The sequence below is a fragment of the Streptomyces sp. NBC_00012 genome (genome assembly GCF_045040875.1).
GTDB lineage: Bacteria > Actinomycetota > Actinomycetes > Streptomycetales > Streptomycetaceae > Streptomyces.
This window is the reverse complement of sequence record NZ_CP108309.1, coordinates 7,924,289-7,940,256: the sequence shown is the minus strand read 5'-3', so window position 1 is coordinate 7,940,256 and position 15,968 is coordinate 7,924,289. Positions and strand designations below refer to the sequence as shown.

Annotated in this window: 14 protein-coding genes; 5 read left to right on the top strand and 9 right to left on the bottom strand. The window is 72.8% G+C overall.

Features of this window, described 5'->3' with window-relative positions; all coding sequences use genetic code 11:
• Positions 1-25 precede the first annotated feature (25 nt).
• A complete protein-coding gene (locus OHA19_RS35765; RefSeq protein ID WP_405709497.1) occupies positions 26-1,213 on the top strand; it encodes an amidohydrolase in 1,188 nt (395 codons plus the stop codon).
• A 100-nt stretch (positions 1,214-1,313) separates the two neighbouring features.
• Here OHA19_RS35765 and OHA19_RS35760 read toward each other — a convergent pair whose 3' ends face one another.
• A complete protein-coding gene (locus OHA19_RS35760; RefSeq protein WP_405709500.1) occupies positions 1,314-1,550 on the bottom strand; it encodes a hypothetical protein in 237 nt (78 codons plus the stop codon).
• 93 nt (positions 1,551-1,643) lie between these two features.
• Positions 1,644-2,093, bottom strand: coding sequence for an amidohydrolase family protein (locus OHA19_RS35755; RefSeq protein ID WP_405709503.1), 450 nt, complete (start codon positions 2,091-2,093; stop codon positions 1,644-1,646).
• 156 nt (positions 2,094-2,249) lie between these two features.
• On the opposite strand from OHA19_RS35755, the gene OHA19_RS35750 reads away from it, so the two are divergent.
• Positions 2,250-2,741 (top strand): LysR family transcriptional regulator substrate-binding protein, encoded by a 492-nt coding sequence (locus tag OHA19_RS35750; protein ID WP_405709509.1) that lies wholly within the window; start codon positions 2,250-2,252, stop codon positions 2,739-2,741.
• On the opposite strand, the gene OHA19_RS35745 is transcribed toward OHA19_RS35750, so the two are convergent.
• The 6 genes from OHA19_RS35745 to OHA19_RS35720 form a co-directional block, all read right to left on the bottom strand.
• Positions 2,732-2,887, bottom strand: a complete 156-nt coding sequence (locus OHA19_RS35745; RefSeq protein ID WP_164495262.1) for a DUF6131 family protein — start codon at positions 2,885-2,887, stop codon at positions 2,732-2,734. The genes OHA19_RS35750 and OHA19_RS35745 overlap by 10 nt on opposite strands.
• A 77-nt stretch (positions 2,888-2,964) precedes the next feature.
• The gene (locus OHA19_RS35740; protein ID WP_405752918.1) at positions 2,965-4,329 is read right to left on the bottom strand and encodes a nitrate/nitrite transporter; all 1,365 of its coding nucleotides are present in this window, start codon (positions 4,327-4,329) and stop codon (positions 2,965-2,967) included.
• The gene (locus tag OHA19_RS35735; protein WP_405709515.1) at positions 4,326-4,730 is read right to left on the bottom strand and encodes a nitrite reductase (NAD(P)H) small subunit; all 405 of its coding nucleotides are present in this window, start codon (positions 4,728-4,730) and stop codon (positions 4,326-4,328) included. Before OHA19_RS35735 ends, OHA19_RS35740 begins: the two co-directional genes overlap by 4 nt.
• The gene (gene nirB, locus OHA19_RS35730) at positions 4,727-7,303 is read right to left on the bottom strand and encodes a nitrite reductase large subunit NirB (RefSeq protein ID WP_405752915.1); all 2,577 of its coding nucleotides are present in this window, start codon (positions 7,301-7,303) and stop codon (positions 4,727-4,729) included. Before nirB ends, OHA19_RS35735 begins: the two co-directional genes overlap by 4 nt.
• A gap of 31 nt (positions 7,304-7,334) precedes the next feature.
• Positions 7,335-8,546, bottom strand: coding sequence for an NAD(P)/FAD-dependent oxidoreductase (locus tag OHA19_RS35725; protein ID WP_405752913.1), 1,212 nt, complete (start codon positions 8,544-8,546; stop codon positions 7,335-7,337).
• Positions 8,543-10,621, bottom strand: a complete 2,079-nt coding sequence (locus OHA19_RS35720) for a molybdopterin oxidoreductase family protein (protein ID WP_405709524.1) — start codon at positions 10,619-10,621, stop codon at positions 8,543-8,545. The genes OHA19_RS35725 and OHA19_RS35720 overlap by 4 nt, the downstream gene beginning before the upstream one ends.
• 191 nt (positions 10,622-10,812) lie before the next feature.
• On the opposite strand from OHA19_RS35720, the gene OHA19_RS35715 reads away from it, so the two are divergent.
• Both OHA19_RS35715 and OHA19_RS35710 read left to right on the top strand, forming a co-directional pair.
• Entirely contained in the window at positions 10,813-11,940 is a 1,128-nt protein-coding gene (locus OHA19_RS35715; protein WP_405752910.1) for a uroporphyrinogen-III synthase, read from the top strand.
• Entirely contained in the window at positions 11,937-12,692 is a 756-nt protein-coding gene (locus tag OHA19_RS35710) for a sirohydrochlorin chelatase (RefSeq protein WP_405709530.1), read from the top strand. The genes OHA19_RS35715 and OHA19_RS35710 overlap by 4 nt, the downstream gene beginning before the upstream one ends.
• On the opposite strand, the gene OHA19_RS35705 is transcribed toward OHA19_RS35710, so the two are convergent.
• Positions 12,676-13,296 carry an L-threonylcarbamoyladenylate synthase gene (locus OHA19_RS35705; RefSeq protein WP_266692419.1) on the bottom strand — a complete coding sequence of 207 codons (621 nt, stop codon included), beginning with the start codon at positions 13,294-13,296 and terminating at the stop codon, positions 12,676-12,678. The genes OHA19_RS35710 and OHA19_RS35705 overlap by 17 nt on opposite strands.
• Before the next feature lie 353 nt (positions 13,297-13,649).
• Between OHA19_RS35705 and OHA19_RS35700 the strand changes: the two genes are divergently transcribed.
• Positions 13,650-15,860: a HelD family protein gene (locus OHA19_RS35700; RefSeq protein ID WP_405753362.1), complete on the top strand. Its 2,211-nt coding sequence runs from the start codon at positions 13,650-13,652 to the stop codon at positions 15,858-15,860.
• Positions 15,861-15,968 lie beyond the last annotated feature (108 nt).

Sequence of the window (15,968 nt, the reverse complement as noted above, 5' to 3'; positions counted from 1 at the left end):
AATCCATTTGGTATACCATCACTTCATGGCTCATGTGATACTGACGAACGTCCGCCCCTGGGGTGCTGCGCCCGTGGACATCGTGCTGTCCGGCGCCGAGATCCTCTCCGTAGTACCCGCCGGAACGGCGGACGACGAGGGCGGTCGCCTGGACGGCGGCGGCCTCCTCGCCCTGCCCGGCTTCATCAACGCGCACGCCCATCTCGACAAGAGCTGGTGGGGGCAGCCGTGGGTCTCCTACGGCGGCGAGGCCACGACCCGGGGGCGCATCTCCCACGAACGCGCCGAGCGTGACGGACTCGGTATCCCGAGCACGTCCTCGACCACCGCCGTGCTGGGCGAGTTCCTCCGGCACGGCACGACGGCGGTACGCAGTCACGTCGACGTCGACCTCGGCGTCGGGCTGCGCGGGATCGAGGTCGTCCGCGAGGCGGTGGCCGGGTTCGGCGGTGCGATCGAGGTGGAGATCGTCGCGTTCCCGCAGGACGGCGTCATGCGCCGCCCCGGCGTGCTGGAACTCCTCGACAAGGCGGCCGAGGCCGGGGCGACCTCCATCGGCGGCCTCGACCCCGCCTCGATCGACCGCGACCCGGTGGCGCAGCTCGACGGCCTCTTCGACATCGCGGAGCGACGCGGCGTCGGGCTCGACATCCACCTGCACGACGGAGGTGAGCTCGGCGCCTTCCAGATCGAGCTCATCGCCCAGCGCACCCTGCGCGCGGGGCTGCAGGGCAAGGTGACGGTCTCGCACGGCTTCGCCCTGGGCGAGCTTCCGGCGGACCGGCAGCAGCGCCTGCTCGAGACCTGCCAGGAGGCCGGTGTCTCCTGGGCGACCGTGGCCCCGGTCCGCACCGCGCCGCTGCCCTGGCGCGGGATGCGGGACCGCGGTGTCCCGATCGGCCTCGGCACCGACGGAATCCGGGACCTGTGGTCGCCGTACGGTGACGGCGACATCCTTCGCGTCGCACTCAACTTCGCCCGGCTGCACGGCCTGCGCACCGACGAGGAGCTCGCCTACGCGGTGGAGCTGGCCTCCACCCGCGCGGCGGGCTTCGTGCACCGCGACACCCACGACATCGTCGCGGGGGCGCGTGCGGACATCGTGCTGCTGGACGCCGAGAACGTCCAGGACGCCCTGGTCCGCTCGCCGCGCCGGCAACTGGTGTTGGCCGGTGGACGAGTGGTGGTCCGGGACGGCGAACTCCAGCTCTGATCCCGGTCGGTGACGACGGGTAAGGCCGCGGCGGACACACTTCGCCGCGGCCGTTCCCGTACGCCGGTGGCGCGGCGCCTGCGCGCCCGCCCCGGCCGCACTACGGCACGTTCACGCCGCTGTACCTGAGCAGTTGGGGCACCCGGGCCGCGAGCGTCAGCAGCACCGCGACGAGCAGGATTCCGCTGAGGAACGCGGTGGTCCCGACCCCCACCGACTGGGCCGCCGCACCGAGCCCCCGCGAGGCGAACGGCATGACGCCGATGGCGATTTCCTGGAGACCGAGAGCCCGCCCTCGCACCTCCGGCGCGGTCGGAACGAGGGAAAGGGTGATCACCGCCGAAACTGGTATCCCGAAAGCGGGTGGCGGGTCCACGCCGGCCGGAGCCCGCACCGGTCCCGCCGGACCCGGTCCCGTTGCCGGGCCCGCTCAGGAGAGCTCGAGCGCTCCGGTGTCGTGGGCGACCCGGCCGCCGACCACGGTCGCCCCCACCGTCAGCTCCCCGATGCGTTCCGGGGCCACGCCCAGCAGGTCGTCGCTGAGCACCGCGAAGTCGGCGAGCATCCCCCGGGCAAGGGTTCCCTTGATGTGCTCCTCGTGGACTGCGTGGGCCGAGCCGACGGTGTACGCGGTCAGCGCCTCCCGTGCCGTCACCGCCTCGTGTAGGCCGATCGGCGCCCCCGAGGCGGTCGTCCGGTTCACCATGTCGTGGATGCTCAGCAGCGGGTCCGAGGCGACCACGGGCGCGTCGGACGAGCCGGGCAGCACCAGGCCCGCGTCGAGGAACGACCGCATCCGGTAGACCAGCCGGGACCGTTCGGGGCCGAGCGCCGCCAGCAGCCCGTCACCGGTCTCCGAGAGGAACCGGCCCTGCGGCACCGGGATCAGGCCGAGCGCCGCGATCCTGGCGACCTGCGCGTCACTGGATCACGGCGGCGTGCTCGATCCGGTGGCGCACATCGGCGCGCGGATGCAGGCGCTGCGCCTCCTCGTACGCGTCGAGTACGACGTCCAGGGCGGCGTTTCCGATGGCGCGTGCGCCCCGCCCCGGCCCCGCTGGAATCCACGTTCCTGGGCCGCGCGCCGGTCATCGCCCAGGTCCCGGCCGGCCATCCCTGGAGCCGGCGCACCACGATCACCCTCGCCGAGCTGGCCACCGAACCGCTGATCCTGATGACCCGCGCCAATGTGGCGAGGCTGGACGAGGCCGTCAGCCGGGCGGGGCTGGCCTTCGCCGCCGTGTCCGAGACCGGGTCCTCGCCCTTCGCCCAGGCCCTCGCCGCGGCGGGCCGCGGAGTCTGCCTGGTCACCGACCACGCCCGCTTCGGCCTGTCCGAACTGATCGTGCACACCCCTGACGGCCCGCTGACGGTCCCCCTGTACGCGGGGTGGGACGCCTCCCACTACGCCCGCTCAGCCATCCACACCCTGGTCGACGGCCTGCACCTACTGCGACCTCCATATGCGACGGTTCCCGGGGCTGTGACGGCCGGGGCGGCGACCCTGCCGACGGCGCGCTACCAGTAGTGGCGCCGGCCGCCGACCGCGTGCCCGGCGGCGCCCAGGATCCACAGGATGGCGCCGATCACGACGAGCACCACGCCGATGGTCCACAGGATCGAGATTCCGGCCACCAGACCGATGACCAGCAGAATGACACCGAGGACGATCATGGCGTCCTCCAATCATGCGGTTCCTTCCAGTATGTGCCCGGCTGTCGCGGCCGTGCCGCCCGAGTGGTGCGGCGCGATCACACGTCCGGAAGTCGGCGCGCGGAGCGGCGCAGGTAGCAGGCCCGGGTCAGCGCCAGGCACAGGGCGTAGTACGCGAGGAACGCCATGTACGCCGCCTGGCCGTTCCCCGTCTCCAGGAAGGACTGCCGGAAGGCGAGGTTGACCAGCACTCCGCCGAAGGCACCGATCGCGCCTGCCACTCCGATCAGGGCCGTGGCCCGGCGCCGTGAGCGGCGCTCGGCCTCGGCCGGCGGGGCTCCCCCGGCGATCTCCGCCCGTGCCGTGGCCCGGAAGATCGCCGGGATCATCTTGTACGTCGAGCCGTTGCCCGCCCCGCTGAGGACGAAGAGCGCGACGAACCCGCCCAGGAACAGCGCCAGTGAGTGCTGCCGTGACGCCTCCAGTACCGTGCCTGCCCCCAGTGCCATGGCGGCGAAGGTCCAGAAGGTGACCCGGGCGCCGCCGTAGCGGTCCGCCAGAAGGCCGCCCAGCGGGCGGGAGAGCGAGCCGAGCAGCGGCCCGAGGAAGGTGAGTGCCGCCGCCTTCGCCGGAGTGTCGAACCGCTCGTGGAACTGGACCTGAAGGACCTGCCCGAAGGCGAAGCCGAAGCCGATGAACGAGCCGAAGGTACCGATGTAGAGCAGCGACATCACCCGGCCGTGCGTGTTCCCCAGCACCTCGCACATGGCGCCGCGGTCGCCGCGAGCGGTGGCGAGGTTGTCCATCCGCAGCGCCGCGCCGAGCGCCGCCAGCACGATCAGCGGCAGGTAGACGAGGATCAGCAGCCGCGGATGGCCGGCGCCCGCGGTGGCCAGCACCAGCAGGCCGAGCAGTTGTACGGCCGGTACGCCGAGATTGCCGCCGCCGGCGTTGACCCCCAGCGCCCAGCCCTTGAGCCGCTGCGGGTAGAAGGCGTTGATGTTGGCCATCGAGGAGGCGAAGTTGCCGCCGCCGACACCGGCCACGGCGGCCACCGCGAGCAGTGTGCCGTAGGAGACCCCGGGCTTGAGCACGATCCCGGCCAGCACGGTCGGCACCAGCAGCAACAGGGCGCTGAACACCGTCCAGTTGCGTCCGCCGAACCGCGCCACGGCGACGGTGTACGGAATCCGCAGCACCGAGCCGAGTGCGGTGGGCAGGGCGGTGAGGGTGAACTTCCCGGCCGCGTCGATGTGGTACTCCGGGCCGAGAAAGAGCACCAGCACCGACCACAGGCTCCAGACGGAGAAGCCGATGTGTTCACTGAGGACGGAGTGGACGAGGTTGCGCCGGGCGATCCGGGCGCCTGCCAGGGTCCAGAACTCGTTGTCCTCGGGATCCCAGTCCTCGATCCGCCGGGAGCCGCTCCGGCCGGGGGTGACGGCTGCGGTGGCGGTGCTCATCGGCCCACCTCCGCAGGGGTGGCCGCGACCACGCGCACGGGCCAGACGCGCAGCCCGGCGGGGGTTCCGTCGGGGGTGTGCTCCTCGTCCAGACAGCGTCCGGTGCGCAGTTCGAAGGCGTGCCTAAGCATCGGTGAGATCACCACCGGTACGCCGAGCCGACTGCCGAGCAGACCGCGGGAGATGACATGGGCGCCGCTGAACGGGTCGCGGTTGGCCAGTGCGTGCACCGTGCCGGCGCGCTCGCGGAAGAGCGCGACCTGGTCTCCCCGCGGGCCGACCAGCACCGCTATTCCGCGGCCCGGGTCCAGGTCCCGGTACCGGCAGACCGGCGTCCAGGTCCGCCCGTCGTCGATCTCCACCACAGGTCCGGTGTTCTCCTCGGGGATGGTCCCGTTCATCGTGTGCGTACCTCCATGGCCGGGCCGGCGATCAGGGCCGGAGTGAGAGGGAACCCGCCCTCGTCGGGGCGGGCCGGGCGGATCACGTCGCGTTCGTGGACGAATCGCACGGTGGGGTCGGGTGTTCCGGGAGCATTGGCGAAGGAGACGAAGCGGCGTACCCGCTCAGGGTCGGCCAGGGTCGCCGCCCACTCGTCCTCGTACGTCTCGACGTGCCGTGCCATCAGTTCGTCGAGGTCCGCGCAGATGCCGAGCGAGTCGTCGAGGACGACCGCGCGCAGGTGGTCGAGGCCGCCCTCCAGGCGCTCCACCCAGGGGGCGGTGCGCTCCAGGCGGTCGGCGGTGCGGACGTAGAACATCAGGAACCGGTCGATGGTGCGGATCAGGGTGTCGTGGTCCAGGCCGGCCGCCAGCAGATCGGCGTGGCGCGGGGTCGCTCCGCCGTTGCCGCCGACGTAGAGGTTCCAGCCCTCCGACGTGGCGATCACCCCGAAGTCCTTGCTCTGCGCCTCCGCGCACTCCCGTGCGCAGCCGGACACCGCGGACTTGAGCTTGTGCGGCGCCCGCAGGCCCCGGTAGCGCAGTTCCAGTTCGATCGCCAGGGCCACCGAGTCCTGTACGCCGTAGCGGCACCAGGACTGCCCGACACAGGACTTGACCGTGCGCAGGGCCTTTCCGTAGGCGTGGCCGGACTCGAATCCGGCGTCCACCAGCCGGCGCCAGATACCCGGCAGCTGGTCGACGGTGGCGCCGAACAGGTCGATCCGCTGGCCGCCGGTGATCTTGGTGTAGAGGCCGTGGTCGCGGGCGATCTCACCGATGGTGATGAGTCCTTCGGCGGTGATCTCGCCGCCGGGGATCCGCGGCACCACGGAGTAGGAGCCGTTGCGCTGGAGATTGGCCAGGAAGTGGTCGTTGGTGTCCTGGAGGGCGGCCTGTTCGCCGTCCAGGACATGACCGTTGCCCAGGGCGGCCAGGATCGAGGCGACGGTGGGTTTGCAGATGTCGCAGCCCTCACCGTTGCCGTGTTCGTCGATCAGCCTGGAGAAGCCGGTGATGCCCTTGACACGGACGATCTCGTAGAGCTCCGCGCGGCTGTGGGTGAAGTGTTCGCACAGACCGCGGGCCACCTCGTGCCCGCCCGCCGCCAGCTCCTCGTCCACGATGGAGCCCAGCAGTTTGACGCAACTGCCGCATCCGGTACCGGCCTTGGTGCACTTCTTGACCTCGGGCACGGTGCGCATGCCCTGTCCCGACACGGCCGCCCGGACGGCCCCCTTGCTGACGTTGTGACAGGAACAGACCACCGCTTCGTCCGGCAGCACCAGCGGGCCGTGCCGGCCGTCCGCGGCAGCCGGGAGCAGCAACTGTTCCGCCGGGGCCGGCAGTCGGGAGCGGCTCGCGGCGAGCGGGCGGAGTGCGGCGTACGACTCGGCGTCACCGACCAGCACTCCGCCGAGCAGCCGGCCGTCAGGGCCGACCACCAGCTTCTTGTAGATTCCGGCCCTGCTGTTGGCGTAGAGCACTTCCAGGGCGCCCTCGGTGGCGCCCAGCGCGTCGCCGAAACTGGCCACGTCCACACCCAGCAGCTTGAGCTTGGTGGAGGTGTCGGCGCCGGTGAACTCGGCTGTGGTGCCGGTGAGTTCACGGGCCACCGTGTCGGCCATCGCGTAGCCGGGGGCGACCAGGCCGTAGACCCGGCCGTCGGCGGCCAGCGCGCACTCGCCGATCGCCCGGATGCGCGGGTCCGTCGTGCGGCAGTGCTCGTCCACGACGATGCCGCCGCGTTCGCCGACCGGCAGCCCGCAGTCGCGGGCCAGCTGGTCGCGCGGGCGCACACCGGCCGAGAAGACCACGAGGTCGACAGCTAGGTCCGTGCCGTCGGAGAGCGCCATGGTGTGTGCCCGGCCGTGCTCGTCGGTGTCGATCCGCTGCGTGCCCGCCCCGGTGTGGACGTGGACGCCGAGGTCCTCGATCTTGCGCCGGAGCACCGCGCCGCCGCCGTCGTCCACCTGAAGGGCCATCAGCCGGGGTGCGAACTCCACCACATGGGTCTCCAGGCCCATGGCCCGCAGCGCCCCGGCCGCTTCCAGGCCTAGGAGTCCGCCGCCGACCACCGCGCCGACCGTGGCACCTCCGGCGCTCGCGGTGATCGCCTCCAGGTCCTCGATGGTCCGGTAGACATGGCAGCCCGTGGCGTCGTGGCCGGGCACCGGCGGCACGAACGGGTAGGAGCCGGTGGCCAGCACCAGGGCGTCGTACCGCAGTACGTCGCCACTGCGGGTGGTGACGGTGCGGGCCTCTCGGTCGATCGCGGTGGCCGGGTCGCCCAGACGCAGATCAATACCGTGCCGCTCGATGAACCCTGGCGGGCACAGGGTCAGTTCCTCCGCCGACGTGCCGGAGAACCAGCTGGTCAGATGGACCCGGTCATAGGCGGGGCGGGGTTCCTCGGCAAGTACGGTGACCCGCCAGCGGTGTGTCTGCTCGGCGGCCGGCTGCTCGGACAGGGCTTCCAGGAAGCGCTGTCCGACCATGCCGTGGCCGACCAGGATCAGGGATTTCTCGATCACGGGCGCTCTCCTCGGGTGACGTCGCGGAGGGTCATCGGGTGCTGGTGAGCAGGTCGAGGGGGTCCTCGGGCAGCGGATCGTCACGCTCGTAGGCGCGGGCCAGATCGCCTGCCGCGGCCAGATCGCCGAGGAGGATGCCGCCGACGAGCCGGTCGCCGCGGAGCACGAGCTTCTTGTACGAGCCACGGGTCGGGTCGACCAGGCGCAGCACATCGGTGCCGGGGATGTCCTCGCCCACCTCGCCGAAGGCCGCGTACTCCAGGACCCCCGCGGTGAGCCGGGTCATCGGGCGCGAACCGGTGTAGCGGACGTCCCCGCCCGCTCCCGCCAGCCGGGCCGCGAGCAGATCGGCCTGCTCCCAGGCCGGGCCGGCCAGTCCGTGGACGGTTCCCCGGTGTTCGGCGCAGTCGCCGATCGCATACACCCCGGGCGCGGAGGCCGCCAGCCGGTCGTCCACCACGACGCCCTTGCGCACCGTGATCCCGGCCGCGGCGGCCAGGCCGGTGCGCGGACGGACGCCGCAGGCGAGCACCACGAGGTCCGCGTCCAGCAGGTAGCCGCCGGCCAGCTCGACCCCGGTGACGCGCGCTCCCCCGCGCAGGGCACGGGCCCGGTTGCCCGGGTAGGTCTCCACGCCCAGCGCGGCGAGGTGGCCGCGGAGTGCGTTCCCGGCTCGCTCGTCGAGGTGGCGTTCGATCAGGTACGGGGCCTGGTGGACGATCTCCACCGGAAGGCCGAGCGCGGCCAGTGCCCGGGCGGCGCTCACCCCGAGCACCCCGCCGCCGATCACCACGGCGCGTTCGGCTCCGGCGGCGTCCTCGGCGAGGCGGGCGCAGTCGGCCAGGGTCCGGAAGGCGTGCACGCCTTCCTTCAGCCCGCCCTTCTGCCCGTCCGGTTCGTACAGGCCGCGCAGGGGAGGCAGTACGGGGTTGGCACCGGTGGCCAGGACCAGTTCGTCGTAGCCGGCCGATTCGCCTCCGGACAGCCGCAGCCGGCGTTCCACCGGGTCCAGGCCGACCACTTCGCAGCCGCCGCGCACGATCGTTCCGGCTCCGTGGGGCAGCGCTATCGCCTCCGGGTCGTGGCGCCCGGTCAGCACGTCGGCCAGCAGCACCCGGTTGTACGGGCCGCGCGGCTCTGCCCCGTACAGCACCACTTCCGCGTCGCCGCCGTGCGCCCGGTACTGCTGGGCGAACCTGGCGGCCGCCATCCCGGCGCCGACCACCGCGATCCGGCGGCTCATCGGATCCGCTCCACACGCACGGCGCAGACCTTGAACTCGGGCATCCCGGAGACCGGGTCGAGGGCCGGGTTGGTGAGCGTGTTGGCCCGCCCGGCGCCCGCCCAGTGGAACGGCATGAAGACGGTGTCGGGCCGGATCGCCGCGGTCACCCGGGCGGGGGCCACCGCGCGGCCGCGCCGGCTGGTGACCCTGAGCGGCTCCCCCTCGGCCACGCCGAGCCGTGCCGCCAGCTGCGGGTGGAGTTCCACGAACGGGCCGGGCGCGGCCCGGTTCAGCTCGGGCACCCGGCGGGTCTGGGCGCCGCTCTGGTACTGGGAGAGGACCCGCCCGGTCGTGAGGTGGAGCGGGTACTCCGGGTCGGGTTCCTCGGCGGCCGGGCGGTGGGTGACCGGGGCGAATCGGGCCCGCCCGTCCGGGGTGGCGAAGCGGTCCAGGAACAGCCGGGGCGTGCCGGGGTGTTCCTCGTCGGGGCAGGGCCAGAACACCCCGTTCTCGGCGCGGATCCGCGGGTAGCTGATCCCGGCGTAGTCGGCCGGGCCGCCGGCCGAGGCGCGGCGGAGCTCCTCGAATGCCTCCTCGGCCTGCTCGGGGAAGCCGTCGTCCACGCCGAGCCTGGCGGCCAGTTCGCGCAGCACGTGCAGGTCGGTGCGTACGCCGGGTGGCGGGGCCAGGGCCGCCCGGCGCAGGATCACCCGGCCCTCCAGGTTGGTGGTCGTGCCGGTCTCCTCCGCCCACTGCGCGGCGGGCAGCACCACATCGGCGAGATGCGCGGTCTCGGAGAGCACCAGGTCGCTGACGGCGAGGAAGTCCAGGGCTCGCAGCCGCTCGGCGACGTGGGCCGCGTTCGGCGCGGAGACCACCGGGTTGGAGCCCATCACCAGCAGTGCCCGGGCGCCGCCCGCCGTGCCCAGGCCGTCCAGCAGTTCGTAGGCCGATCGGCCCGCGCCGGGCAGGTCGTCGGGGTGCACTCCCCAGACGTCCGCGACGTGCGCGCGGGCGGCTGGGTCCGCGATCGAGCGGTAGCCGGGCAGCTGGTCGGCCTTCTGGCCGTGCTCCCGCCCGCCCTGTCCGTTGCCCTGTCCGGTCAGGCAGCCGTAGCCGGAACCGGGCCGGCCTGCCTTGCCGAGCGCCAGGCAGAGGTTGATCCAGGCGCCGACGGTGTCCGTCCCCTTGCTCTGCTGCTCGGGGCCGCGTGCGGTGAGCACCATGCCGGTGGCGGCGTCGGCGAAGAGCCGCAGGGCTTCCCGGAGTTGGTGCACCGGTACGCCGGTCAGCGCTTCCACCCGCTCCGGCCAGTGCGCCATCGCCGCGGTGCGGGCCGCCTCGAAGCCGGTGGTGCGCCCGGCGACGAACGCCTCGTCCACCCTGTGCTCGGCGACCGCCAGGTGCAGCAGGCCGAGTGCGAGCGCCAGATCGGTGCCGGGGACGGGTTGCAGGTGCAGGTCGGCCTGTTCGGCGGTACGGGTACGCCGCGGATCCACCACGATCAGGGTGCCGCCGTTGGCACGGAGTCCGGTGAAGTAGCGCAGTGCGGGCGGCATGGTGTCGGCCGGGTTCGCGCCGACCAGGATCACGCAGCCCGTCGTGGCGATGTCGGCCATCGGGAAGGGCAGTCCGCGGTCGAGGCCGAAGGCGATCCGGTGCGCGGCGGCCGCCGAGGACATGCAGAACCGGCCGTTGTAGTCGATGTTCGGGGTACGGAGCACCACCCGGGCGAACTTGCCGAGCAGGTACGCCTTCTCGTTGGTGAGCCCGCCGCCGCCGAAGACCGCGACCGCGTCCCGCCCGTGGCGGCGGCCGGCCGCCGTCAGACCGGATGCCACCCGGTCGAGGGCCTCGCCCCAGGAAGCCTCGCGCAGTTCGCCGCCCCGCTCGTCGCGTACCAGCGGCGCGGTAAGCCGGGCCCCGGCACCGAGCAGCGCGGTGGCCGACCGGCCCTTTCCGCAGAGCGCGCCGCGGTTGACGGGAAAGTCGGGGCGCTCCAGTACCTGCGCCCCGCCGCCGTCCTGCGGCACCCGCAGGCGCATGCCGCACTGCAGCGAGCAGTACGGGCAGTGGGTGTCGGTCGTCGTCATGCCCCGAGCGTCGGTGGACGCCGTTTCGCGACCGGGTCGGTTCTGTTGCGTCCGGGGTACGGCTCCTTCACCGGCCGCCGGGCCCGGGGTGACGCGGCGGAAACCTTGTGTAACGTGCGACGGCCTCCCGCTTACGACGACGTGATGGGGGTGCAACATGGCCGAAACAGCGCCGCCGGAACCTTCAGGACATGAACAGCAACCGGCCCGCGGGCCCGCTCGTCGGCTTCACCATCGGGGTCACCGCCGCGCGCCGGCGGGAGGAACTCGTCGCGCTGCTGCGCAGGCGCGGCGCCACGGTAGTCGAGGCGCCCGCTCTGCGGATCCTCCCGCTGGAGGACGACGCGGCACTGCGCCGGGCCACCGCACGCTGCCTGACCGGACCGCTCGACTATGTGGTGGCGACCACCGGGGTCGGCTGGCGCGGCTGGCTGAGCGCGGCCGACGGCTGGGGGCACGGCGCGCGCCTGGCCGAGGTGTGCCGGGAGGCCGTGGTGCTCACCCGTGGTCCGAAGGCGACCGGTGCGGTGCGGGCCGGGGGCCTGAGCGAGACCTACTCCCCCGTCACCGAGACCACCGACGCGCTGCTGGCCTGGCTGCTCGCGCGCGATCTGCCCGGCAGACGGATCGCCGTGCAGGAGCACGGAGTGCCGCTGGACGCCTTCTCCGACGCGCTGCGCGAGCGGGGAGCCGAAGTGATTCCGGTCCCGGTCTATCGCTGGGGGCCGCCGGCCGATCCGTCGCCGCTGCGCCGGCTGGTCGAGCAGACGGTCCGTCGTGAACTGCACGCGCTCACCTTCACCAGTGCGCCCGCGATCGACGCCCTCCTCGCCGCCGCGGCCGGACTCGGGCTCGGCGACGAGGTGTTGACCGCACTGCGGGAGGACGTGCTGTCGGTCTGCGTGGGGCCGGTCTGTGCCCGGCGGCTGAAGGAGGCCGGAGTTGCCGTGCTCTGCCCGGAGAGGGGACGGCTCGGCGCCATGGTGCGGACCGTCGAGGCCGTGCTGCCGGCGCACGCCAGGCGTGAAGTCCGCGCCGGTCCCAGCACGTTGGTGCTCCAGGGCAACGCCGTACTGATCGACGACGGGCCGCCCGTGCGGCTCCCGCCGCTGCTCGCGGCGGTGCTGCGCGCACTGGCCGAGCAGCCGGGGAGGGTGCTCAGCCGGGCCGAATTGCTGCGCCGCGTCTGGGTCACCGGCCAGGCCGACGAGCACGCGGTGGAGGCGGCGGTCGCCCGGCTGCGAGGGGCACTGGACGGGCACGCCCGTCTGGTGCGTACGGTCCCCAAGCGTGGCTACAGCCTGGCGGCGGCGGTATGAGGGACGAGACCGCGGCGCCGGCCCTGCTGGCCGTCGCGCACGGCACCCGCGACCCGGCGGGCATCGCCACCTACCGGGCACTGCTCGACCTGGTCCGGGCCCAGCGGCCCGGCCTGACGGCCCATCTGTCCTTCCTCGACCTCGCCCCGCCGACGCCGGCCCAGGTGCTCGCCGTCCCGCGCGGTCCGGTGGTGCTGGTCCCGCTGCTGCTGAACACCGGCTACCACGTGACGGTGGATCTGCCCGCCGTCCGGGCGGCCGCACCCCACCCGGACGTCCGGCAGGCGGCACCGCTCGGCCCGGACCCGTTGCTGGCCACCGCCCTGGCCGACCGGCTCGCGGAGGCGGGCCGGACCGCGAGCGGCCACGGACCGTCCGCCCCGGACGCCGTCGTACTGGCGGCCGCCGGGTCCACCGATCCGACGGCCGGTGCGGACACCGAGGTGATGGCCGCCCTGCTCCGGCAGCGGCTCGGGCGCCCGGTGGTGGCCGCCTGCCTCTGCGCGAACGCGCCGTCGCCGGCCGAGGCGGTGCGATCCCTTCGGGCCGCGGGTCACCGGCGGGTGGCGGTCGCCCGCCATCTGATGGCCCCGGGCCATTTCGCCCGCCGCGCGCAGGAGGCCGGCGGCTGTTTCGTCTCCGCCCCGCTCGGCGCGCACCCCGACGTGGCGCGCCTGGTGCTGAAGCGCTTCGACGAGGCGACCGGGCAGACGGCGTGGCGGCCGGCCAAAGCGGCTACTCGAACCGCGTGACGTCACCGGCGCCCCGGCGGACGATCTCGGGTTCGCCGCCTGAGAAGTCGATGACCGTGGTCGGCTCGGTGCCGCAGTCGCCCGAGTCGACCACGGCGTCCACCACGTGATCGAGGCGTTCCTTGATCTCCCAGCCCTGTGTCATCGGCTCATCCTCGTCGGGCAGGAGCAGGGTGCTGGAGAGCAGCGGTTCCCCGAGTTCGGCGAGCAGCGCCTGGGTGACCACGTGGTCGGGGATCCGCACTCCGACCGTCTTCTTCTTCGGGTGCAGCAGCTGGCGCGGCACCTCCTTCGTCGCGGGAAGGATGAAGGTGTAACTGCCGGGCGTCGCCGCCTTGATCGCACGGAACACATCGTTGTCGACCTGCACGAACTGACCCAGCTGCGCAAAGTTCTGGCACACGAGCGTGAAGTGGTGACGGTCGTCGAGGTTACGGATCGAGCGGATCCGGCCGATCCCGTCACGGCTGCCCAGCTGGCAGCCCAGTGCGTAGCAGGAGTCGGTCGGATACGCGACGAGCGCGCCGGACCGGATGCTGTCGGCAACGCTGCTGATGGTGCGCCGCTGAGGATTCTCGGGGTGCACGTCGAAGTACTTCGCCATTCGCGGAGTCTAAGGGCTGTCCGTGGAGCGGTCCGCTCATCGGGCGGCCTGTGGCCGCGTCTCCCGTCCGCGCCGCCGGTATCGCGCTCGGCGCCGCCGGGCACTTGGCGGCGTCTCCGGTCCTGGTCCCGGTGGTCCTCGTGGTCCCGCCGGTCCCCTGTTCTCGGTCCCGGCTCCCCGGTCCCGGCAGTGTCTGCAGCACAGAAAATCCCCGGCCCGCGATAGTGGGCCGGGGATTTTCCCGGGTATATTGAGTGTTTCTGTGTGCCCACAGAAAAGGCCCCACACCAGGGGCCATTAATAAACACCGTATCCGGCAGGGAGCCATTTTGTCAAATCGCGAACGCGCCGAATTGCAGAAGGAACAGGAATTCATCGGCCGGCTCTACGACCGTGTCGACGCGCTGCGCGGAATCGCCGCGCAGGGCGTCGAGGAGGCGCTGACACCGGTCGGCACGGGCCTGCAGGCCCGTCTGGAACGCGATGTGCTCGTCGCCGAACGCTCGGGTCTGCTGGCCGCCCTGAACGCGGTGGACGGCTCGCTGTGTTTCGGCCGCATCGATCTCTCCGACGGCACCGCGCACCACATCGGCCGTGTCGGCATCCGTGAGGACGACACCGCGCACACGCCCGTGCTGATCGACTGGCGTGCACCGGTCGCCCGCCCCTTCTACCTCGCCACCGGTCACACACCCATGGGTCTGCGCCGGCGCAGGCACATCACCACCGAGGGCCGCGCCGTCACCGAACTGCACGACGAGATCCTCGATCTCCGGGACCGGGAGCGCACCGGCTTCGAGGACCCGAGCGGCGACGCCGTGCTGCTCGCCGCCCTGAACTCCGCCCGCACCGGCCGCATGGGCGACATCGTGCGGACCGTCCAGGCGGAGCAGGACCGCGTCATCCGCGCCCCGCACCGCGGGGTCCTGGTCGTCGAGGGCGGCCCCGGTACCGGCAAGACAGCGGTGGCACTGCACCGGGCGGCCTTCCTGCTGTACGAGCACCGTGAGCTGCTCGCCAGGCGTGCCGTCCTGATCGTGGGCCCCAACCCCGCCTTCCTGCAATACATCGGCGAGGTGCTGCCCGCGCTCGGCGAGACCGGCGCCCTCCTCGCCACGCAGGCCGAACTCTTCCCCGGGGTCCACGCCCACGGCACCGACACGCCCCGCGCCGCCGCCGTCAAGGGCGGTGAGCGGATGGCACAGGCGCTCGCCCTCGCCGTCCGCGACCGGCAGCGGCTGCCCGAACCCGGCGCACCACTGGTCCTCCCGCACGACGACGGGGATCTCGTGCTCGACCGGGAGATCGCCCACGAGGCCCGGCAGGCGGCCCGCGACACCCGGCTGCCGCACAATCTCGCCCGCCCGTACTTCGCCTTCCGGATCATCGACGCCCTCACCTCGCAGCTCACCGAGCGGATCGGCGCCGACCCGTACGGCGGTCCCAACCTCCTCGGCCCCGACGACATCGCTCAGCTCGGCAAGAGCGTCGCGGCCGCCGAGGAGGTGCACTCCGCCATCGAGGAGCTGTGGCCGGCCCTCACTCCGGAGGGGTTCCTCACCGACTATCTGGCCGACCCCGTGCACGTACCGGACGAGGATGCCGAAGCCATCCGGCGCACGCCCGGCGACGGGATGTGGACCCCCGCCGATGTGCCGCTGCTCGACGAGGCGGCGGAACTCCTCGGGGCAGACGACAGTGCCGAACGGGCGGCGGACGAGGCCGAGCGCCAGGAGCGGATCGCGTACGCGCAGGGCGTGCTGGAGCTTTCGAGGGGCTCGGAGACGTACGAGTTCGAGGACGAGGAGTCCGAGGTCCTCGCCGCCCACGACATCGTCGATGCCGAACGGATGGCGGAGCGGCAGGAGGAGGCCGATCACCGCACCGCGGCCGAGCGCGCCGCCGCGGACCGGTCCTGGGCGTTCGGGCACCTCATCGTCGACGAGGCGCAGGAATTGTCGCCGATGGCGTGGCGGCTGCTGATGCGCCGTTCACCGACGCGCTCGATGACCCTCGTCGGCGACCCGGCGCAGACCTCCGAGGAGGCTGGTGTCGGCTCGTGGGAGAAGATCCTCGAGCCGTACGTCGGGGACCGCTTCGAGCACGTCCGGCTCGAGGTCAACTACCGCACACCCGCCGAGATCATGGAGCTGGCCGCCGGGGTCGTACGGGCCGAGGACCCTTCCTTCGAGCCGCCCGGCTCGGTGCGGTCCACCGGTGAGGTGCCGTGGACGCGGGACGCCGGGGAGGATCTGGCGGGTGCTGTGGCGCAGGCCGTCGCGGAGCTGACGCCCGAGGAGGGACGCCTCGCGGTGATCGCGCCGCAGGCGCTCCACGAGGAGATCGCGGCTCCGCTGGCCGGGGTCACGGCCGGTGCCGAGCCGGATCTGACCCGGCCGGTGGTACTGCTCGGCCCGCGGCAGGCCAAGGGACTCGAATTCGACCATGTGCTGGTCGTGGAGCCCGCCGGGTTCGGGACCGGCGACCTGTACGTGGCTCTGACCCGTGCCACGCGGCGCCTGGGCATCGTCCACCGGGAGGAGCTGCCCGAGGCGCTGCGCTGACGGTGGCGCGGCACCCCCGGCGCCTCCGGCCGTGGGTGCCGCGGCATCAGCCGGCGGTCCCTCAACGGCTACCTCGCCGTCCCCTACGACATCCCCCGGGGTTGCGCG